Here is a 22,122-nt window from a genome sequence, read left to right as displayed (position 1 = left end):
TATGTCTGATAAAATGAAAGTCGTCATCATTGATGATCATCCGTTAATGCGTCGCGGCATTAAGCAATTACTTGAGCTGGATGTGATTTTTGAAGTGGTCGGGGATGCCGGCAACGGCGCCGAGGGCATTAATTTAGCGTTACGTAGCGCACCGGATTTGATTATTTTGGATTTGAATATGAAAGGGCTGTCCGGGCTGGATACGCTGAAAGCGCTGCGCGATGAAAATATCGATGCACGAATTGTGATTCTGACCGTTTCCGACGATAAAAACGACATTTTCAAACTGATTGATGCTGGTGCGGACGGCTATCTGCTGAAAGATACGGAGCCGGATACGCTGCTGGCGCAGATTAAGCGTATTGCTCAAGGTGAAGTGATTTTAAGCGATTCCATTAAAGATTTATTACTGGAACAGCGCCCGCAGCAGGATCCGATTCATTTGCTGACCGACCGGGAAATGGATGTGTTGCGCTTGATTGCCACAGGCTTGTCTAACAAGCGGATTGCTGGACAGCTGTTTATCTCGGAAGAAACCGTGAAAGTGCATATTCGCAATCTGTTGCGTAAGTTGAACGTGCATTCGCGCGTTGCCGCCACCGTATTGTATTTTAAACATCATGGCGCATAACGATTATCCGAGGGAGCAGCCGGTGATTTACCGGCTGTTTTTTTATGTAAATTATCGTAAAACCGACCGCACTTTGCATTGCTAACCCTTGATCTTAAAAGTAAACTAGGGACAACTTTCGCTAGGGGAATTTATGTATCACAAAAAAAAGTTTTTAGCGGCCCGTTTTGCCGTGCTTTGCGCCTGCTGCGCGCTGAGTTTACCCTCTTTGGCCGAGCATACGGTTGATCTTAAGGTGATCGGAGTAAAGGGCGTTAAAGCGATCGAAAACGTCAATATTTATACCGCCATGATTGATAAAGAAGAAGCCGACGGTTCCGAACGTTATCAACAATTGGTGCGCGAGGCGATCAGCAAAGCTTTGCGGGTGTACGGTTATTACAATATTCAAATTGACTTTTCGTTACAACCGGCTCAATCGGGCGGAAAGCGTCCGCTGCTGGTGGCGGATGTGAATGCCGGCAAGCCGGTACGCATTGAAGCGACGGATATTACCCTGCGCGGACAGGCAGCAGAAGATGAGGCTTTTCGCGCGTTAGATAAAAAATTGCCGAAAAAAGGCGATATGCTGTATCACTCGGTTTATGACGGCTATAAAAGCAGCCTGCAATCCCTCGCGCAGGGGCGCGGTTATTTTGATGCCGAGTTTGAACAATCCCGGCTGGAAGTTAAACCCTCCACCAATCAGGCGTGGTGGAAAATCATTTTCAACAGCGGTGAGCGTTATCGTTTTGGGCGCTTTAGCTTTGCCCGCTCGCAAATCCGTGAGGATTACCTGCGTAACATTATGCAGATTCAGCCGGGTGATCCGTATTCCATTAATGATTTATCGGCGCTGACCAACGATTATACCTCCTCCAACTGGTTCAGCTCCGTGCTGTTACAGCCGAAATTGGATGAAGAAAAAAAAGTGGTTGATGTGGATGTGTTGCTGTATCCGCGCAAAAAAAATGCCATGGACGTGGGGATCGGCTATTCTTCCGATGTGGGACCGCGCTTTCAATTCGGCTGGACTAAACCTTGGATTAACGACCGCGGACACAGTTTTCATACTAATCTGTATTTATCCGCGCCTAAGCAAACGCTGGAAGCCACCTATAAAATGCCGTTGTTGAAAAATCCGCTGAAATATTACTATGAGTTTTCCACCGGTTTTGAGCGGGAAAACGACAATGATACGGATACCACAGCAGCGACTTTTGCCGCACTGCGCTACTGGAACCGTCCGACCGGCTGGCAACATTCTCTGGGGCTGCGCATGCGATATGATTCTTTTACCCAAGCAAGCGTATCGGATACCACATTCTTACTGTATCCCACCGCCTCCGCTTCACGAACCCGTTTGCAGGGCGGGCTGTTTCCGACTTGGGGCGATTCGCAGCGGATTACTCTGGATTTAGGGCAGAAGTTGTGGTTATCGGATGTCAACTTCCTCAAAATTCAGGCGTCTAGCGCGTGGATTCGTACTTATGCCGAAAATCACCGCGTTGTTGCCCGTGCCGAAATCGGCTGGCTGCATACAGCAAATATTAATAAAATTCCGCCCGCACTGCGATTCTTTGCTGGCGGTGATCGCAGTGTGCGCGGTTACGGTTATAAAAAAATCTCACCCAAAGACGCTGCTGGCAAATTAGTTGGTGCCTCACGTTTGGTGACCGGCTCGCTGGAATATCAATATCAAGTTTATGATGGCTGGTGGCTGGCGACTTTTGCCGATACCGGGTTAGCCGCCAATTCTTTCAGTGCCGCCGAGTTGCGTTACGGTGCCGGCTTCGGTGTGCGCTGGGCATCACCGGTCGGGGCGATTAAACTGGATATCGCTACACCGATTCGCGATAAAGACGACAGCAAAAATATTCAGTTTTACATCGGATTAGGTTCGGAATTATAAATAGGTTCAGGCATGACAGAGCACATCGAAGAAAAAGACAAGCGCGCGGAAGACGGTGACGGCGCGACGGATAAAGCCGGTAGAACAGGCAACAGAAAGCGCTGTAAGCGGGCATTGTGCGCGGTAAGTGCGGTAGTTTTTTGCACTGTTTTTGGTTTGTCCGCCACCTTCATCACGGATGCTGGGCAACGCGGCGCGCTTCGGCTTGTGGATAAACTGATGGACAGTCTTGCCATTGAACGGATTGAGGGCGGTCTGCAAGATGGGCTGGTGCTGAATAATATCCGTTTTCAGTCGCAGGGCGTTGACAGCCTGATTGAACAGGCGCGCTTGCAGTTGGATCTGCGCTGTTTGTTGCAGGGGCAGATTTGTGTGGAAGATTTAAGTATCAGCGGTACGCAGATTCAGGTGGATACCGCCGCCTTGCCGCCGGCAGAAGAAAAAACGCAGAATAGTACGCCGATGCAGCGTATCACATTGCCGGTTGCCCTGTCTGTGCGTCGAGTTGCGGTAGAAAATGTAGGTGTGCAGGTGGATAACACGCTCATCGGTTTGGCGCGTTTTCAAACTGCACTGGAGTTGAATAATGACAGCGGTTTTACCTTGCTGCCGACCCGTATCGATAATCTTTCTATGGAAACCAAGGTCAGTAAAGCCGCTATTGTTGAAGCCGCAGTGAAGAAAACCGTGGAGCAGAGCGCACCGGAAGCGCAAAGCAAGAACACGCTTAACTGGGATGAATTGGAACAACGCCTGACGCCGCCGCTGTTGGCGGAGTTGGTCTCGGTGGAGTTACCGTTCGATATGCACATTCAGGATATTCAGGGCGAAAACTGGGAATATCGCCATGAAATCGGCGATTCGGTGCAGCAAATCAGCGTTCCGCATCTTCAGTTACAGGCTGATGCCACGGGCTACGCGGTGGCGTTGCAAACATTGCAGCTAGAAAGCTCGCTGGGAACCTTGCAAGGGCAGGGAACGATGCAGCTGAACGGCGATTTTCCGCTGGATTTCGTGATTCAGACGGCGATTAACCCATTCATGCAGAATAATCAGCTCTTGTTACCGGAAAGCCAAGTCCGCCTTGAACTGTCAGGAAATCTAAAAAAACAGACCGCACTTTCTCTTCAAACTGAAGGTGCGGCGCAAGCGCTGTTGACGGCGAAGGTGAATCTGAACGAGCAAAAAACGCCGTTTAGCCTGCATTTGGACAGCCAAAAAGTGCAGTATCCGTTTGCTAAAAACGCGCCGGATCCGTTGCAAATCAAGGGGCTGGCGCTGGAAGTCAACGGCGATTTACTCCGTTATCAGGCAACGTTGAACGCCGATATTGTCGGTATGGGCGCGCCAAAAACGCAAATCGACGCGGCATTGAACGGAGGATTGTCACATCTGCACATAGAAAAATTTCAGCTAAACGCGCTAAAAGGCAGCACCACATTGCAGGGGAACGCAGATTGGCGGCAGGGAGTGCAATGGCAAAGCGAGTTGGATTTTGCTGGCATGAACGTCGGCGAGTATTTACCCGCGATGCCGGCGGTGGTTTCCGGCAAAATCCTGACTAACGGGCAGATTGGCGATGAGCGCTGGTCGGTTGAGGTGCCAGAATTGAATATTCAGGGCTCGCTGTCACAACGCGCGCTGAACCTGAACGGCAGTTTGAGCGCGAATCAGGAAAAATTGTTGCATATTCCGCAGTTGTCGCTGAATTATGGCGACAATAAAATCGCCCTACAAGGCGAGTTAAGCGAGCAATCGGATTTGGCGCTGACAGTTAATGCGCCCGATTTACGCGGTTTATTGCCCGGGTTATCCGCCTCACTGAAAGGTAGCGCGAATCTGGGCGGCAATATTCGTGAACCGAATGTGAACGTAGATTTTGCTGGCAGCCGTATCCGTTTTCAGGATCTGAATTTGGATAATATTACGCTGCAAGGTCGCCTCAGTTCGGCAAACCTGATTCAAGGCAATATGGCATTGGCGCTGAACGGTTTGAGCTATAACGATGTGCGCATCAGCAACGCAACGCTGAGAGCCAGCGGCGATGAAAAAAATCACAGTTTGCAGCTGCAATCGCAGGGCGAACCGGCATCGGCAAATTTACATTTAAGCGGAAATTTCGACCGCACTTCGCAGGTTTGGAAAGGGGTATTGAGCAATATTAATATTCATTCGCCGGTCGGCGGTTGGAAAACCGATCAAAACATTAACCTCAATTATGATAATAACGCCATGCAGGTGAATGTGTCCGCACATTGTTGGACTAATCCGGATATTCTGTTTTGTTTCCCGCGGGCCTTTAATGCGGGGGCAAACGGCGAAATTGCATTTGAGCTGAAAAAACTGAATCTGGAACTGGTTAATCGACTGATTGAGCAGGAGCTGCTTAAAGGGCAACTGCACAGCAGTGGTAATGTCGCGTGGTTTACGGATAAGCCGATGCAACTGGCGCTTCAACTGGACGGCAATAATTTATCTTTGGCACACAAAATTGATTACCGCACTTTCCGATTGGACGTGCCGAAATTCAATGTTGACGCGCAGCTGCAAAATAATCAGCTCGGCGTAAAATCCGAAATCAATCTTCACAATCAGGGCAGTATCAGTACCGATTTGAAATTGCAGGATTTAACCGACAGCCGCACACTCGGCGGTTCATTGAATATTCATCGGCTTAATCTGAATTTGGCTAATCAGCTGCTGTCCAGCGGCGAAAGTGTCGGCGGCGAAATTGCCGCTGCGTTGACCTTTGGCGGCAATCTAAACGCGCCGTTGATCAACGGTTCTTTGCACCTCAAAGAGTTAAGCGCAGTGATGAAGTCGCTGCCGTTTGATATTAAAGACAGCGGCATAGATATTGCATTCCACGGTACAAGTTCAACCCTGCAAGGGCGCATTCAAACGCCGGACAGCCGGTTGGATATTAACGGCGAAGCCCGTTGGAAGGATTCGGCGCAATGGGAAACCCGCGTTCATGCCAAAGCGGATCGGTTTAAGCTGAATATTCCGTCGATGGCAAAACTGGTAGTCAGCCCGGATGTGGAAATGAAAGCAACACCGAAACTGCTTGAATTGTCCGGGTTGGTGGATATTCCGTGGGCCAGAATTGCCATTGAGAACCTGCCGGACAGTGCGGTTTCGGTCAGCGATGATGAAGTGATTCTGGACGGACCGGATAAAACCAAGGATAAAATCGTCGGCAAACAGCTGAATGCGCAAACACAAAGCGGTATGTTGATCCGTTCCGATCTGAAAATTCAGATCGGCGATGATGTGAATTTAAATGCTTATGGGCTGAATACGAATTTGGATGGTCTGCTCTCGGTACAGCAAGACAAAGGAAAGCTGGGGCTATTCGGGCAGATTAATCTGAAAAACGGGCGATATGCCTCTTTCGGACAGGATCTGCTTATTCGAAAAGGTCAAATTAGCTTTTCCGGTATGCCGTCGCAGCCGATGTTGAATATTGAGGCGATTCGCAATCCGACTGCAATGGAAAACAGCAGCGTGACTGCTGGCGTCAAAGTGGTCGGGATTGCCGATGCGCCGACGGTGACGGTGTTTTCTGAACCGGCAATGTCGCAGGATCAGGCATTGTCTTATTTGTTGACCGGTCGCTCGCTAGAAAATAGCGGTGAAAGCGGTTCTGGCGGTTCTATCGGCGTGGCACTGCTTGGTATGGGGCTGGCGAAAAGCGGTAAGCTGGTCGGCGGTATTGGCGAGGCGTTCGGTATTCAGGATCTCAATTTGGGTACGCAAGGCGTCGGTGACAGCTCGAAAGTGGTGGTCAGCGGCAATATTACGCCGCGTTTGCAGGTGAAATACGGCGTCGGCGTATTTGACGGATTGGCAGAGTTTACGGTACGTTATAAGCTCATGTCGCAGCTGTATTTACAATCGGTTTCCGGTGTGAATCAGGCGGTGGATCTTCTTTACCAGTTTGAATTTTAGGCAGTCTTATGAATAACGAAAATTTAATTGCGAAAGCCACGGCATTTGCCCATCATCGCGGTGAAGTACGTGAAATTGCGGCGATTGATTTGGGTTCCAACAGTTTTCATATGATTGTGGCACGCATTATCAATGGCTCGATTCAGGTATTGTCGCGCTTAAAACAAAAGGTTCAGTTAGCAGAAGGGTTGGATGAACACAATGTACTAAGCCAAGCGGCAATTACCCGTGGGGTCAATTGTTTGGCGCTGTTTGCTGAGCGATTGCAGGGGTTTAAGCCCGAAAATGTCAATGTGGTGGGTACCTATACATTGCGCAGTGCGGTCAATAAAGACGAATTTTTATACCAAGCCGGACAGGTTTTCCCTTATCCTATCAATATTATCACCGGACAAACCGAAGCAAAGACCATTTATGCTGGCGTTTCCCACACCCAGCCGGAAACCGGGCGTAAATTTGTAGTGGATATCGGCGGCGGTTCTACAGAAATGATCATCGGCGATAACTTCACGCCGCTTATTGCCGAAAGCCGGCACATGGGCTGCGTCAGCTTCGCTAAGAAATTCTTCCCTAAAGGCGAAATTTCGGCGGAAAATTTTCAGCGGGCAAAACAAAGTGCGCTGAATAAAATTGAGGATCTAGCGTTTGAATACCGTAATCTGGGCTGGCAAGCGGTGCTGGGCTCATCGGGAACCATCAAAACCGTTTATCAGGTGATTATGGCAAATTGTGATCCGAACGGCGTAATCACCGCCCAACGTCTGGCGCAGCTGACGGAAAAAGTGCTACGGGTTTCTCATTTTGATGCGTTGCGCCTACCCGGTTTAAACGACGATCGGGCGGATGTGTTTGTGCCCGGATTGGCGATTTTAAGCGCGGTATTCGAAACCTTCGCCATTCAGACCATGCGCTATTCCGACGGCGCCCTGCGTGAAGGCGTGATGTATAGTCTGGAACAGAATTTTCAGGTCAGCGATATTCGCCAGCGCACCGCCTCAGGGCTGGCGGAACAATTTAATCTGGATCGGGCACAATCGGAGCGAGTGTATAACAGCGCGCTGTTGTTATGTGAGCGCTACAATGCGTGGCAGCAGATTAAATGTGCAGATGAGATGAAAGAAATTCTGCTCTGGGCGGCGCGGCTACATGAGGTCGGCATCGTGATCAATCATAAAGGGTTGCAAAAACATTCCGCTTATATTTTACAGAATGTCGAATTGCCGGGCTTTGACAAAGAACAACAGCGTTTACTGGCAACGCTGGTACGTTATCAGATCAATGCTTTTAAACCGACGGAGTTCGCCAAATTCGCTCGTTATACGGAACAGGACGTACTGGTGCTGGTGCGTTTACTGCGTTTAGCGGTGATTTTGAATAAATCTCGTCAGGCGACGGAAACCACTGAGCAAATTGGTCTGAAAACCGACCGCACTTTGAACCGCTGGCAGCTGGATTTTGCCCCCGGTTATTTGGCGCGCAATCCGCTGATAAAAAACGAATTGCTCACCGAACAGGGATTGTTACAGGAATTGGGGCTGGAATTAACGTTTTAATTTATCCCCACCGCATGATGGGGATATGATCTGCACCTCAAAAGTTGGACTAAACAACCAACCCATTAAGGTGCAGATTTTTATTCATCTTTTCTGGTGAAAAACCGACCGCACTTTGGTGCGTGCTTGACTATTTTTTATTCATTGCAAGCGATGTACCGTCGGAGAGGTGAATATCCAACTGATTGTATGGAATCGCGATACCAGCTGCATCAAAAGCCAACTTGACTTTTTCGGTAATGTTAAACTGTACCGCCCAGTAATCGGCGGTATTGACCCACGGGCGCACGATCAACTGCACGCTGTTGGCGGTGAGGGCGCTGACGGCAATGGTCGGCTGCGGCGCTTTCAGAATGCGTTCGTCGGCTTGCAGACAATCGGCGACGATGGCTTTTGCCTGCGCAATATCCGCTTCATAAGCAATATCAAACACAAAATCAATACGGCGAGTCGGGTTGCTGGAATAATTGGTAATACTGTCGCCGAACACTTTGCCGTTGGGCACCAGTACGGTTTTGTTATCGCCGGTGCGCAATTCCAGCACCAGCAAACCGATTTGTTCCACCGAACCGGAAATGCCGCCGGTTTCGATAAAATCGCCTTTACGGAACGGTTTAAAAATTAAAATCATCACGCCGGCGGCAAAATTTTGCAGTGAATTCTGTAATGCCAGACCGATAGCCAAACCTGCCGCACCGATTAAGGCGACCAGCGAGGTGGTATTAATGCCAAGCTGCGATAAGGCGGCGATAACCACAATCAGCAGGAAGAGAAAATAGCTGATCGAGCGAACGAACCCTTGCAGCATTTCGTCTTTGGTGGAATGAAACGCCGCTTTACCCAGCAGGCGACTTAAAAACCGCGCCAGTATTTTACCGACAAGGTAAATAACCACCGCCAGCAGGAGCTTGGTGCCGTAGGGAATAATGTAGTCGTTTAATAATGCGTGCATATCCAGCGTTTGCACTTTATTGATCAGCTCGGCGGTTTGCGCCTGAATGTCTATTGTCGTTGCGCCTTGTGCGGCGCTATTCTCAGCAGTCATAAATTTTCCTTGTTATAGCTAAAATGAACAATGATTGTAGCGGAAATTGTTGGCAACGCGCAAAAAAATGTCATTGTGACGGAAAATAGCGCAAAAAAACACCGCACTTTTAATGCGGTGTTGAAATACCAATAGGCTATTTTTTCTTGCTCGGACGCTGCCAGCCTTGAATATGGCGCTGTGGCACGCGGGTCATTACTAGCTCGCCTTCTGCGATGTCTCGGGTAATGGTGGAACCGGCGCCGATGGTAGCGCCGTTTGCCACATTGACCGGCGCGACCAATTGTACGTCGGAGCCGACAAAAACATTATCGCCGATTAGCGTTTTGAATTTGTTGGCGCCGTCATAGTTACAGGTGATAACGCCGGCGCCGATATTACAGTCGCGTCCGATTTCCGCATCACCCACATAGGTTAAATGATTGACTTTGGAACCCTGACCGACGCGGGATTTTTTGATTTCGACGAAATTCCCCACATGGGTATCTGCTGCCAGTTCGGCGCCCGGTCGCAAGCGGGAGAATGGACCGATTTGCGCCCCCTGACCGACAACCGAATCTTCGAATACGGAATACGGTTTGATTTCCACATCGTCGCCGATTTCACAGTTTTTCAGCACGCAGCCTGCGCCGATACGCACACGATTGCCGAGGACGACTTTGCCCTCAATAATCACGTTTACATCAATTTCCACATCTTTACCGTGGATCAACTCACCGCGCAGATCAAAACGCGCCGGATCCGTCAGCATCACCCCGGCAAGCAATAATTTTTCCGCCTGCTTACGTTGGTAATAGCGTTCTAACGTTGCCAGTTGCAGGCGGTTGTTGGCGCCTTCCACTTCCATGGCATCGGTGGCTTGTACCGCCGCCACTTGGCAGCCATCCTGATTCGCAAGTTGGATAACATCGGTCATATAGTATTCGCCTTGCGCATTATTGTTAGTTAAACGCGCCAGCCATTTTTTGAAACTTGCGCCGTCGGACACCATAACGCCGGTGTTCACTTCAGTAATTTTCAGCTGCTCGGGCGACGCATCTTTTTGTTCCGCAATAGCGACCACACTGCCGTCGCGGCGGATAACCCGCCCGTAGCCGGTAGGCTCATCCAGATTCACCGTTAACAGCGCAATCCCGCCTTCGGGCTTGGCGGCGATCAGTTTTTGCAGCGTTTGCGGCGTAATCAGCGGACCGTCGCCGTACAGCATCAGAATATTTTCGTCGTCTTCAAAAAACGGCGCCGCCTGCTGCATCGCATGTCCGGTGCCGAGCTGTTCGGTCTGCAAAACCCAATTGACCGGTTCGTCGCGCAATTGCGTCTGCATGACATCGCCGCCATGTCCATAAATCAAATGGATATGCTCGGCATGTAGGTTTTTTGCGGTATCAATCACATGTTTGACCATCGGTTTGCCGGCGATTTTGTGCAATACTTTCGGCAAATCGGAATACATCCGGGTGCCTTTGCCGGCGGCAAGGATAACAACGCTCAGTTTTTTCATAGAAATTCTCTTTTACGCTAAAAAATCAGGGTTATTCTATAATAGAATAGCGTGAAATAAAATTATCAACTGCTTTAATCGACACAAACTAAGAGCAATCTCATGGATAGTAATTATTATCTCGGCATTATGTCCGGCACCAGTTTGGACGGCGTGGATCTGGCGTTAATGGATTTCAGCACCGAACCGCCGCGACTTGCAGCGACGGATTTCACCCCGATGCCGTCGGAAATACGGGAAAAACTGACCGCACTTTTAGCTACGGGCGAAACGTCGTTAGCCCAGCTCGGCAAACTTGATCACCGTTTGGCGCTGTTGTATGCAGACTGTGTTAATCAATTCTTGCATGCTCAGGGGCTATGCGCATCGGCGATCCGAGCGATTGGCTGCCACGGGCAAACCGTCTGGCATGCGCCGCAGGGGAAGTATCCGTTCAGCATGCAAATCGGTGATATGAATTTGCTGGCGGCAAAGACCGGCATCACGGTCATCGGCGATTTTCGCCGCAAAGATATAGCTTACGGCGGGCAGGGCGCGCCGTTGGTGCCGGCTTTTCATCAGGGGGTATTCAGTGCGCCGCAGCGGGTAACGGTGGTGCTGAATATCGGCGGCATCAGCAATATTTCAGTATTGATACCCAATCAACCAGTGAGCGGTTATGACACCGGAGTAGGTAATGCGCTAATGGACGGTTGGATTGAAAAACATCTGGGTAAAGCCTATGATGAAAATGCCACATGGGCGAGTAGCGGGCGGGTGAACCATGCGCTGCTGAGCGATTTGCTGGATGAGCCCTATCTTGCTTTGCCGGCGCCGAAAAGTACCGGACGCGAGTTATTTAATATGGACTGGCTGGCGAAAAAGTTGCAAAAACATACCGCACTTGCGCCTTGCGATGTACAGGCAACTTTGCTTGAGTTTACCGTGCAAAGCAGCTTGCCCTCGTTATTGGCGATTGGTCGTCGGACCGCGTTGCCGTGCCTGCTGCTGGTGTGCGGCGGCGGAGCAAAAAATCCGCTATTAATGGCGCGTTTTGCCGAGGTACTGCCCGACTGGACGGTGGTCACAACCGGTGATTACGGTTTGGATGCAGATTATGTGGAAGCCGCCGCGTTTGCATGGCTGGCCTATCGGCGCATCAATGGCTTAACCGGCAATTTGCCAAGTGTGACCGGCGCGCAAAGTGCGGTCGGTTTAGGCGCAGTTTTTTCGCCATGTTGATCATTTTTTACAGAGATTAAGCGACGAGTATAATGACAGAACAGAATCTTTTAGCGACCCTTGAACAGCTGCTCACCGAACAGCGTAATCCGCATTCTATGACCTTAGATAGCCTGTCGCCGCTGGCGTTGGTTACACTGATGAATCAAGAGGATAAACAGGTGCCGGCGGCAATCGAGCGGGTATTGCCGCAAATCGCGCTGGCGGTGGATCACATTGTGACTGCCTTTCGCTGCGGCGGTCGTTTGGTGTATATCGGCGCTGGCACCAGCGGTCGATTAGGCGTACTGGATGCCTCGGAATGCTCGCCGACTTTCGGGGTGTCGGCAGACATGGTGAAAGGCATTATCGCTGGCGGCGAACGTGCGTTGCGTTATCCCGTTGAGGGCGCGGAGGACAATCCGCAGAGCGCGCAGGAGGATTTACAGCGCATTAATTTTTCCGCTGCCGACATATTAGTCGGCATTGCTGCCAGCGGACGGACGCCTTATGTGATCGGCGCTTTGGAATATGCCAAAAAAACCGGTGCGATCACGATTGCGCTGGTCAGCAACCCGCAATCTTCCATGGCGAAAATCGCTGACGTTGCCATTGAAACACTGGTCGGCGCCGAAGTGCTGACCGGCTCCAGCCGAATGAAGTCCGGTACCGCACAGAAATTGGTGTTGAATATGCTGAGTACCGCCAGCATGGTATTGCTTGGCAAATGCTATCAAAATTTAATGGTGGACGTACAAGCCAGCAATCAAAAGCTGAAAGCCCGTGCGCTGCGGATTGTGATGCAGGCGACGGAATGTGCGGAAGACACCGCGGAGCGTGCGTTACAAGCGGCCGATAATCATGCCAAACTGGCGATTATGATGATCCTGAGCGGTCTGCCGCGGGAGCGTGCGGCGCAGCTGCTGGCGAATAATCAGGGCCGATTACGTCAGGCACTGCACATATAGCGGATTACTTATTTTTAAGTATGGCACTGCTTTTTCTGTGGCCATATAATTTCCTAGTAATTTACTCAACTATAATTATCTACTGAACAGGAGTCATTTATGTCATACCGTGATCTTTCTTTGGGCGATATTGCCGCCCGCTTACCGCGTTCTACCGCGCTGTTTTTGAAACTGGGACTGGATTTCTGCTGCGGCGGCAAGCAGACTTTGGACGAAGCGGCGGCGGAAAAAGGGCTGGATATCAATGTGATCGAAGCTTCACTGGAGGTGTTGGCGCAGCAGCCGGCGCAGGCGGATAAAGATTGGCGCGCGGCACCGTTGGGTGAGATTATTGATTTTATTATTCCGCGCTTTCACGATAAGCACCGTTCGCAATTGCCGGGTTTAATCGAGATGGCGGAAAAAGTGGAAAGCGTGCATGCCGATAAACCGGAATGTCCACAAGGACTGGCAGTGATTGTGCGCAAAGTCTATGAAGATCTTGTCAATCACATGAGCAAAGAAGAGCAGATTCTGTTTCCGCTTATTAAAGCCGGCAGAGGACCGATGGCGGCTGCGCCGATTTCGGTTATGGAAGCCGAACATGATGAGGCGGGAAATGATCTGGAGGAGATGAAAAAACTGACTGCGGATTTCACCGCGCCGGCGGAAGCCTGCAATACTTGGCGAGCGCTTTATAGCGGGTTAAATGAATTCGCCGCCGATCTTATGGAGCATGTTCATTTGGAAAATAACGTACTGTTCCCGCGCGCTTTACGTGGCGATCAGCCGTAATTGAAAGTGCGGTGTAAATCGCCGAGGTTTAGCGTACGGCGGGAGCTTGTAGCACGATATATTGCTGTTGAATGATGCGACGGAAGTTCTCGCTGGTGGTCGCCCAGTCCACAATGTCCACCCGCCAAGGCAAATCTGATTCGGAAAAATCCTCACTCAGATTGGCGTGTTCGGATAAGGAAAGCGGGGTCGGGGCGATCACCGCAAGATCCAGATCGGAATAAGGCTTTGCCTTGCCTTTCACCCGACTGCCGAAAGCCCAGACTGTATAGTGCGGTATGTTTTTTGGCAGAATATCTCGTACGATTTGCAAATGGACGGGTTTTATATCCAGCATTGAAATATCAAGCATTGCGTTCCTTTAATTGTCGTTCTTGTGTCGGACTTGCCGAGGTTAATTCTAAATAGCGTTTCAGCATTTTATGACTAATTTCATAGGTAAATTCAAAGCGTTGGATTAGACCATCACGTATTTGGGAATAACGGATTAAACCTTCCTGCAGCCGCTTAACTGCATTGGTTAACGGGGTGAGATCCAAGGTCGTCATGTTTACTCCTTAATACCCTTTCGATGTTATGATGTCTTGCAATAAGTTAACCACATCCTGCGCCCTAATCAAGTCAGTTTTTTCCCGTTGCAGATAAAACTGATTTTTACCGTAGGTGCCGATAAGTTTCGGATCTGTCGGACCATACAGCGTGATATTGGGTTTATCCAGTGCGGCGCTGAGATGTGCCAGCCCCGTATCCACGGAAATCACTGCGCGGGCGGCAGCGATTTCCGTGGCAAGTGCGGTTAGGCTGAGTTTAGGCAGCACCCGTGCATTTTCAATTCCGTCGGCGATCTGTTCTGCCCGCTGTTTCTCTTGCGCATTGCCCCACGGCAAACGAATTTGCAATCCAAGTGCGGTTAGTTTTTGCGCTGTTTTTTTCCATTCCTCCGTTTGCCAGTGTTTATCGGTTCTGGTGGTGGCGTGGATAAACATGATATAGGGCGGGGTATTTGATCCGACAGGTTTAAAACGGTGAGCAATCCCGTAATCGCCGCGGCTGTGCGGCAGCTCATAATGTAGGCTGTAGGCAAATAAGCGGCGTATCCGCTCGACGGCATGTTGTTGATAATCAATATAAAATTGATGCTCATAACAGAGCGATGCCAAGGGTTCGCGCGCGCACCGCCGGTCGTAGCCGTATGTTTCTCCGCGCGCAAGACGGGTGGCAAAAAAGGCACTTTTTAGCAAACCTTGTGCGTCGATTACGGCATCATAACGATTCTGACGCAATAAAGTGCGGTAGTTTTTCCATTGATTTCGAGTGGCGCACGAAAATGGTTGTTTACGCCAACGACGGAGCGCAATCGGAATCACCTGATCCACGGCGTCATGCCAGCGCGGAATTTCGGCGAAATTTTCCTCCGCCACCCAGTCAAAGCAAATCTCGGGCAGTGCGTTGCGGGCATCGGTTAGCGCCGGTAAGGTGTGCAGAATATCGCCCATGGAGGAGGTTTTGATAATCAATACTTTCATGCCGCGAGCAGGGATTCCAGTTTTTCCATGACCATTGCCGGTGTAATATCAATCAGGCTTTGATGATAGCCTTCTGCGCTGTCATGGCTTTTGCGCACTTTAATCAAGCCACCTTGAATTAAACGGATAATCACCGCCTGATCCGATAACGGCGGCGTGTATTGCGGGCTGGTTGGACCGTAAAGGGCAATTAACGGGCGTTTTAATGCAGCGGCGATATGCATTAAACCGCTGTCGTTGCTGACAACCGCATGGCAGTCGCTGATTAAATCTACCGCCTGATTCAGACTGGTTTGCCCGGCGAGATTAAGACAATAGCGTTGTAATTCTGCCGGCAACATTAAACGAATTTGTTCGCCTGCCGCATGATCTTTGGCTGAACCGAATAATCGAACGGCATAGCCGCGTTCAATTAGCCGTTTTGCCAGCGCGGCGTAATGATAATGCGGCCAGCGCTTCGCCGGACCGAATTCTGCACCGGGACAGAAACCGATCGCCGGACGATTTTTCGCCTGTGCCAGTTGGGCGGCGAAAGATACTTTTGTTTTTTCGACCGCACTTTGTGTTGCCGTTAAATACGGTGTTGGCAGCGGCAATGTGTCAGCGGCGGGGACGGTATTTTTGGCATAGCCCAGCGCCACATAACGCTGCACCATCATCGGGTAGTCGCCTTTATTGCAGCGCAAATCGTTTAAAAAAAGATAACGACTTTCGCCTTTCCAGCCGCGCCGCACGGGGATGTTGGCAAATAGCGGAATAAAGGCGGATTTCAGAGAATTCGGTAGCACGATTGCCATATCATATTGATTACGCAGTGATTTCCCAATGCGATAACGCGTAAGCAAACCGAATGTGCCATGCCCGACCGGCATACTCAGCACATTACGCACTTCCGGCATACGTGTCAACAGCGGCTTGCACCAGTCCGGCGCCAATACGTCAATGGTGCAAGCGGGATATTGCCGTTTCAGAGTTTGATAAAGGCTGTGCGACATCATCATATCGCCGACCCAAGACGGGCCGATGATTAAAATATTCATAGTTGTCCGTTTAGCGATTGTGGAGACTCGATTATTACGCCGCGTACGGTAAATGGCGTCGCGGCGTTGTTACGGCGCAAGGGTATTGAAGCTCCTGCGGATTATTTACGGTTCAGCCACGCCATATATTCGGTCACCCCTTCGGCGACGCTTTTAAACGGCGCGTCATAACCGGCAGCACGCAGCTTAGACAGGTTGGCTTGCGTATATGTTTGATAACGGGCTTTTAAATGATCCGGGAACGGAATGGTTTCAATCCGACCTTTGCCGTGGAAGTTCAATACCGCTTTGGCTACTTCCTCAAAACTTTCCGCTTTGCCGGTACCGCAGTTGTAAATGCCGGAAATGCCGTGTTGCCAACACCAAATGTTCACCTGCGCCACATCGCTGACATATACGAAATCACGCAGAAAATGTTCGCTGCCGGCGAAAAGTTTCGGGTTTTCACCCTGTCGAATTTGATTATTTAAGTGAAACGCAACGCTTGCCATACTGCCTTTATGCTGTTCGCGTGGACCATATACGTTGAAATATTTAAGTCCGCACACCGGTGATTTGGCTTGCGGCAGAATCCGGCGGACATATTCGTCAAACAGGAATTTAGAATAGCCATATACGTTTAACGGCCCTTCAAACGGACGCTCTTCAATAAAGTCGGTTTTGTCACCATAGGTCGCGGCACTGGAGGCGTAGAAAAACGGAATGTCGCGTTCCAAACAATAATGCAGCAGTTCTTTTGAATATTCGTAATTGTTCTGCATAATGTATTTACCGTCCCACTCAGTAGTGGCGGAACAGGCGCCCTGATGGAATATCGCATCGACTTTGCCCAGCTCGTCGCCGGCAAGTACCGATGCGATAAAATCTTCTTTGTCACAATAATCCGCAATATCCAAATCTACCAAATTAACGAATTTCGTTCCGTCTTTTAAATTATCCACCACCAAAATATCCCGACGTCCGAGATCGTTTAACGCTTTCACGATATTACTGCCGATAAAACCGGCGCCGCCTGTTACGATAATCATAATGTTGCCCTCTGTTGAGTGTCGATAGTAAGGTTATTTTAAAGGATTTTACCCGGGAAAGGTAATAAAAAATCCCCGGGGCGGCAAAATCCCGAGGAGATGAGTGGTGAAAAATTATTCTATACCAGTAGTGACAGAAAAGATTCTGGTTTCATGTGGTTGCATCATAATAAGTGAGCCATTTTTTTTAGCCGCTAAATAACCTTCCGGGCGGCAAGTCGCTGGTAAAACGAAAGCGCCGACTTGTTGATCTTCGTTGTATAAAATCCATCTGGTCGCATAGTTAAAATCTTGAGAAGAGAATTTGGTCAGATAGGTATGCCCTTGCGGCGAATACATGCGAAATTCTAAGTTTTGTTGATATTGGCGCAGATTATCCATGAAAAATACGATTTCTGGATTATACATGAGATCGTTATCTAGCGCGGTTAGTTGGTACTTGCCTTGCTTGATTTGCTCATTGAAGTTTAACCATTTCGGGGTCGGTTTTACATGTGCCGGAATAGTGTTACGCAATTCAATGAGCTGATCGGGAATGTTTTGGCTAAATGTAGCGCCGTGTTCGTAACAGTAGTTCATGTGGCACATATACTGTAACGGCATTTCGACACTCGCCAGATTGGTAACCTGCATTTTTATGTCAAATAGACTACTGTCAGCATGTAGTACTACTTCCGGTTTTGCCGAATAATGATCACCGAAACCTTTTACATATTCAAATTGTCCGCCTACCCCTACCGATTCATCGTCAATAACCAGCCATGCCTGATCCATTGCCGCACAAGGCATCTCTCCGTGTAATGGATGATTATCCTCTGGACTCGGACAACCGTTGCAGAGTAACCCAGAATGAAAAGCAAAGCACCCGTACGTATCAATAATAGTTGTTCCCGGTTTTGGTTCGTTGAACATGTTTTTCATTTTAAGATCATGGTTGTTGAATTTGGCTTCCCAAATGATTTGTCCATAAAACGGAAGAACCGTAATAAAGCCTTTACTGTTGATTAATCTAACGGCTTCAATTCCCGAATTATATTTAAAACCGACCGCACTTATTTTTTCATTTTGGAAAATCAGCTGTTCGTTAGCGGAAAACAGCGCTTTGTATAAATAAATATAGCTTTTCATGTTGTCTCCTTATTTGCTATTTCTGATTTTATCGAAGAAGTAGTAGCCTACGTAGGCAAAACAAAATAGTGGCACGATAAAGGCAAGTTGTAACGATCCTAAACTATCCGATACGTAACCGTGAATTGCCGGAACGACGGCAGCACCGATAATCGACATTACTACGACAGCACCGGCGACCTCACGGTGTTCCTGCTCGACGGTTCCTAGAACTGATGCATAAATCGTTGCCCAGCAAGGACCGAATAATACACTGGCGAAAATTGCCGCATAAACGGCAGAGAAATCATGCACGAGCGCGGTATATCCCAAGGTGACGACACCTAAAACGGAATACCACATCAATACCATATCGGATTTAAATTTTGTCATCAGGAAGTTTGCGACGAATTTACCAATGAAAAAGCCGATAAAGCTGTATACCATAAAATTCGATGCACCGCGTTCGTTCATATCGCTCAAGTTTAATGCTAGGCGAATAGTAAAAGACCATACTGCAACTTGCATGCCGACATACAAAAACTGAGCGATAATACCTTTTTTAAATGCCGTATTTTGAGCTAGATATTTTAAGGTATCGGTAAACTTCACTTGGGTCTGAGGATTATCCGCATTTATGATTTTGCATTTTGGAAATTGAGTGATTAAAAATAAGACGGTTACGGCAATTAAAATGAAGATTAAATATTTGTAAGGCTGTAATGTGTGTTCCAGCATCGCAAGTTTAAAGTTATGTATTTGTTCGGGAGTCATGTTTGCCATTTGTTCATGCAGGCTGGCGCCTTCCTGAAAAATGAGATATTTACCCAGTAAGATACCGGCGATAGCACCGACAGGATAGAAGGTCTGGCTGATGTTTAAGCGCAATGTGGCGTAATCTTTATGGCCGATCATTGAACTATAGGTATTGGCGGCAGTTTCTAGAAAACTGAGGCCGATAGCAATTGAAAAAATAGCGGCTAGGAACATAGTATAAGTTGCCATATGAGATGCCGGATAGAACATCGAACAACCGACAATATATAATGTTAGACCGATTAGAATCGCTATCTTATAGCTAGTTTTTTTGATTACCAAAGAAGCAGGTATAGCAATTAAGAAGTATCCGCCATAGAATGCACTTTGCACAAGGGCACTAGCAAAATCGCTGAGTGTAAATACACTTTTAAATTGTGTGATTAAAATATCATTTAAGCTCGCAGCCGCTCCCCATAATGGAAATAAGCAGGATAGTAAAATAAACTGAAAAAGCGGTGTTCTATTGAGATAGCCATCTGGCATTTGTTGTATGTTTTTCATAGAGGCGCTCCTTATTTGATAGAAGTTTGTATAAATTGCTCGAATTGCTCTTTGTTTGGATAAGATGATTGCGTGCCTTGTCCCGTGACGCTATAAGCGGCGAATAAGGAAGCCATTTGCATTGACCGCGGAATGTCTCCTGTGGTGATGTAATAATGTGCGAAGCAACCGATAAAGGCATCGCCGGCGCCACTTGTATCTATTGCATTTACTTTGTACGGTTCAATATATGTTGTATTGTTGTCATGCAGCCACACAGAACCTTTACTGCCCAATGTGACGATAAGATTTTTTAGCCCTTTTTCTAGTAATGTATTAGCCGCGATTTGAATCTGATCCATTGTGTCTACGGGTAATCCGGTTAGAATTTCAAGTTCGGTTTCGTTTGGCATAAAGAAATCGCATTTGCAGGCATAATTGAGATCAAGATTTTTACTTGCCGGCGCAGGGTTCAAAATAACGGGAATTTGGTGCGCATTAGCGAAATCAATGGCATAGTAAACTGTCTCTAAAGGGATTTCCAATTGCAGAATAATAAGTTTGCATTCTTTTAAGCGGGTTTGCGCACGATCTATGTCATTTGGTTTGAGATGAGCATTAGCGCCTTTAATGATGAGTATTCTGTTTTGTGAGGATTTGTCGACAAATATAGGTGCTACACCGCTGGATACTGCTGGTACTGTGTCTACATAGTCTGTATTTACCCCGAAGTGCTGGAAATTTCGGATAGTATTTTCTGCAAATATATCGTCACCGACTTTTGTCAGCATCATAACCGAAGCGCCCAATTTAGCGGCGGCGATCGCTTGATTTGCGCCTTTTCCTCCGCATCCCATGTGAAAACTTGGCGCTTCAATGGTTTCACCCATTTTAGGCATCGTCTCAATGTAGGTGATGAGGTCGACCATATTTGAACCGATAACGGCAATATCCATGATGTTCTCCTTAGTTGTTGATGTTTTTTTTATAACAAAATATTTGCTTTAAAGTCTATAATAAATAAAATGTGAAAAAAGTTACATCGATCACAGTTTTTATCTTTTTTTCCGGTATGATAAAAAAGAGCTTATTTTCTTTTCCACCCTAACAAGAGGTTATCAACATGCACGCACATGACATTGCAAAATACATCGATCACACCGCACTTACCGCTGAAAAAACACAGCAGGACATTATTCGGCTCTGTAATGAAGCCATTGAGCACGGTTTTTTCTCGGTGTGTATTAATTCGGCTTATATTCCGTTGGCAAAACGCCAGCTTGCTAATACGAATGTGAAAATCTGCACAGTGGTCGGTTTTCCGCTGGGCGCGAATTTGAGTTCTGTCAAAGCCTTTGAAGCGAAAGAGGCAATTCACGCCGGGGCGAATGAAATTGACATGGTGATTAATGTAGGATTGATAAAATCCAATCAGTGGCAGGCAGTTAAAGAAGATATTCAAGCGGTGCTGAACGCCTGTGCTGGCACGCCGTTAAAAGTGATTTTGGAAACCTGTTTGCTAACCAAGGCGGAAATCGTGCAAGCCTGCGAAATCTGCAAAGGGTTAAATGTAGCGTTCGTCAAGACCTCCACCGGCTTCAATAAGGGTGGTGCGACGGTTGAAGATGTCGCGTTGATGAAACAAACCGTTGGTGATATTGGCGTTAAAGCCTCCGGCGGTATCCGCGATACCCAAACCGCGCTGGCGATGATTAAAGCCGGCGCTACCCGCATCGGCGCCAGCGCAGGGATTGCGATTATCCATGGATTAGGCGATACTGACAGCCAATATTAATCAATTCAAGGGTTTACCCGTATGGATAACACACTCAGCCCGCGCGTACAGAAACTGGCGTTTTTGCTGAAACAAATGGATAAAATTCATCTGCGTGACGCAGCGGAAATTCTGAATGTGTCGGAAATGACCATCCGACGCGATTTAACTCATAATACGGGTCCGGTGGTGCTGTTGGGCGGGTATATTGTCGCCAATCCCAGCCAGAATACCGATAAACGGTATTTTATCGCCGAACAGCAAACCCGCAATATCGCGCCCAAAATGCACATTGGCTCACTGGCGGCTCCGCTGGTGCAGGAAGGCGATGTGGTTTTTTTCGATTGCGGCTCCACCATTCCGTTCATCGCTTCGCAAATAGATAACGGGATAAAATTCACCGCACTTTGCTATTCACTGAATGTGTTTATGGCGTTACAGGATAAGCCGAATTGTGAGGTGATTTTGTGTGGCGGGCATTATACGCGCCATAATTCCTGTTTTGCGCCAGTGCGTTTGTCCGCCGAGCTGGAGTCGGTTTGTACCGGTAAAGCCTTTATTTCCGCCGCCGGCGTGGATGCCAGACAAGGCGTAACCTGCTTTAATTTTGATGAAGCGCGCATTAAAACTCATGCTATGGCGAAAACACAGCAGGCGATTTTGGTGTTCGACCACTCTAAGCTGCATAAAGTGCGACAAGCATATATCGGCGAGCTGAAACAATTTGATTTGGTGGTGTCGGATCAGCCGTTGCCGGATGAGTTTAGAAATGATGGGCAAACGATATTGTATTAATACTACCATTTTGCTTTACGCTACAATAAGGCATATAAT

The 22,122-nt window shown here is 48.3% G+C and carries 18 protein-coding genes and 1 pseudogene; 9 read left to right on the top strand and 10 right to left on the bottom strand.

The features are described 5' to 3' along the window. The first annotated feature begins 1 nt into the window (after position 1). The 4 genes from BN3349_RS03960 (at position 2) to ppx (ending at position 8,026) form a co-directional block, all read left to right on the top strand. Positions 2–631 carry a response regulator gene (locus BN3349_RS03960; protein ID WP_040976093.1) on the top strand — a complete coding sequence of 210 codons (630 nt, stop codon included), beginning with the start codon at positions 2–4 and terminating at the stop codon, positions 629–631. A 133-nt stretch (positions 632–764) separates the two neighbouring features. Further along, complete coding sequence (gene tamA / locus BN3349_RS03955; RefSeq protein ID WP_048736477.1) at positions 765–2,522, top strand: autotransporter assembly complex protein TamA; 1,758 nt, start codon at positions 765–767, stop codon at positions 2,520–2,522. Between the two features lie 12 nt (positions 2,523–2,534). Further along, a complete protein-coding gene (gene tamB / locus BN3349_RS03950; protein ID WP_082024875.1) occupies positions 2,535–6,473 on the top strand; it encodes an autotransporter assembly complex protein TamB in 3,939 nt (1,312 codons plus the stop codon). 8 nt (positions 6,474–6,481) lie between these two features. Continuing rightward, the gene (ppx, locus tag BN3349_RS03945; RefSeq protein ID WP_040976083.1) at positions 6,482–8,026 is read left to right on the top strand and encodes an exopolyphosphatase; all 1,545 of its coding nucleotides are present in this window, start codon (positions 6,482–6,484) and stop codon (positions 8,024–8,026) included. Between the two features lie 130 nt (positions 8,027–8,156). Here ppx and BN3349_RS03940 read toward each other — a convergent pair whose 3' ends face one another. Next, entirely contained in the window at positions 8,157–9,071 is a 915-nt protein-coding gene (locus tag BN3349_RS03940; RefSeq protein WP_040976082.1) for a mechanosensitive ion channel family protein, read from the bottom strand. A 136-nt stretch (positions 9,072–9,207) separates the two neighbouring features. Beyond that, positions 9,208–10,572 (bottom strand): bifunctional UDP-N-acetylglucosamine diphosphorylase/glucosamine-1-phosphate N-acetyltransferase GlmU, encoded by a 1,365-nt coding sequence (gene glmU, locus BN3349_RS03935; protein ID WP_040976081.1) that lies wholly within the window; start codon positions 10,570–10,572, stop codon positions 9,208–9,210. Positions 10,573–10,674: 102 nt separating this feature from the next. Between glmU and BN3349_RS03930 the strand changes: the two genes are divergently transcribed. The 3 genes from BN3349_RS03930 (at position 10,675) to ytfE (ending at position 13,514) form a co-directional block, all read left to right on the top strand. Continuing rightward, entirely contained in the window at positions 10,675–11,793 is a 1,119-nt protein-coding gene (locus BN3349_RS03930) for an anhydro-N-acetylmuramic acid kinase (protein WP_040976079.1), read from the top strand. 32 nt (positions 11,794–11,825) lie between these two features. Continuing rightward, a complete protein-coding gene (murQ, locus tag BN3349_RS03925) occupies positions 11,826–12,740 on the top strand; it encodes an N-acetylmuramic acid 6-phosphate etherase (protein ID WP_040976077.1) in 915 nt (304 codons plus the stop codon). A 99-nt stretch (positions 12,741–12,839) separates the two neighbouring features. After that, positions 12,840–13,514, top strand: coding sequence for an iron-sulfur cluster repair protein YtfE (gene ytfE / locus BN3349_RS03920; protein ID WP_040976075.1), 675 nt, complete (start codon positions 12,840–12,842; stop codon positions 13,512–13,514). A 28-nt stretch (positions 13,515–13,542) separates the two neighbouring features. Here ytfE and BN3349_RS12030 read toward each other — a convergent pair whose 3' ends face one another. From BN3349_RS12030 to rbsK, 8 genes and pseudogenes are all read right to left on the bottom strand, one after another. Then, positions 13,543–13,866 (bottom strand): nucleotidyltransferase family protein, encoded by a 324-nt coding sequence (locus tag BN3349_RS12030; RefSeq protein WP_040976073.1) that lies wholly within the window; start codon positions 13,864–13,866, stop codon positions 13,543–13,545. Between the two features lie 22 nt (positions 13,867–13,888). Continuing rightward, positions 13,889–14,062, bottom strand: a pseudogene (locus BN3349_RS12025) (nucleotidyltransferase substrate binding protein); the annotation flags it as partial. A 9-nt stretch (positions 14,063–14,071) separates the two neighbouring features. Further along, a complete protein-coding gene (rfaC, locus tag BN3349_RS03910) occupies positions 14,072–15,040 on the bottom strand; it encodes a lipopolysaccharide heptosyltransferase RfaC (protein ID WP_040976071.1) in 969 nt (322 codons plus the stop codon). Further along, positions 15,037–16,080 carry a lipopolysaccharide heptosyltransferase II gene (waaF, locus tag BN3349_RS03905; protein ID WP_040976069.1) on the bottom strand — a complete coding sequence of 348 codons (1,044 nt, stop codon included), beginning with the start codon at positions 16,078–16,080 and terminating at the stop codon, positions 15,037–15,039. Before waaF ends, rfaC begins: the two co-directional genes overlap by 4 nt. Before the next feature lie 101 nt (positions 16,081–16,181). Further along, on the bottom strand, positions 16,182–17,108 hold the full coding sequence (gene rfaD / locus BN3349_RS03900; protein WP_040976067.1) for an ADP-glyceromanno-heptose 6-epimerase: 927 nt from the start codon (positions 17,106–17,108) through the stop codon (positions 16,182–16,184). A 114-nt stretch (positions 17,109–17,222) separates the two neighbouring features. Beyond that, positions 17,223–18,236, bottom strand: coding sequence for an aldose 1-epimerase family protein (locus BN3349_RS03895; protein WP_040976066.1), 1,014 nt, complete (start codon positions 18,234–18,236; stop codon positions 17,223–17,225). A 9-nt stretch (positions 18,237–18,245) separates the two neighbouring features. Continuing rightward, positions 18,246–19,535, bottom strand: coding sequence for an L-fucose:H+ symporter permease (gene fucP, locus BN3349_RS03890; protein ID WP_040976064.1), 1,290 nt, complete (start codon positions 19,533–19,535; stop codon positions 18,246–18,248). An 11-nt stretch (positions 19,536–19,546) separates the two neighbouring features. Beyond that, positions 19,547–20,470 (bottom strand): ribokinase, encoded by a 924-nt coding sequence (rbsK, locus tag BN3349_RS03885; RefSeq protein ID WP_040976062.1) that lies wholly within the window; start codon positions 20,468–20,470, stop codon positions 19,547–19,549. A gap of 167 nt (positions 20,471–20,637) precedes the next feature. Here rbsK and deoC point away from each other — a divergent pair, with 167 nt between their 5' ends. Next, positions 20,638–21,309, top strand: coding sequence for a deoxyribose-phosphate aldolase (deoC, locus tag BN3349_RS03880; RefSeq protein ID WP_040976060.1), 672 nt, complete (start codon positions 20,638–20,640; stop codon positions 21,307–21,309). Positions 21,310–21,330: 21 nt separating this feature from the next. After that, complete coding sequence (deoR, locus tag BN3349_RS03875; RefSeq protein WP_040976058.1) at positions 21,331–22,083, top strand: DNA-binding transcriptional repressor DeoR; 753 nt, start codon at positions 21,331–21,333, stop codon at positions 22,081–22,083. Positions 22,084–22,122: the final 39 nt, after the last annotated feature.

The organism is Necropsobacter massiliensis (assembly GCF_000827595.2).
Classification (GTDB): domain Bacteria; phylum Pseudomonadota; class Gammaproteobacteria; order Enterobacterales; family Pasteurellaceae; genus Necropsobacter; species Necropsobacter massiliensis.
This window is presented reverse-complemented; position numbering and strand designations above follow the sequence as displayed.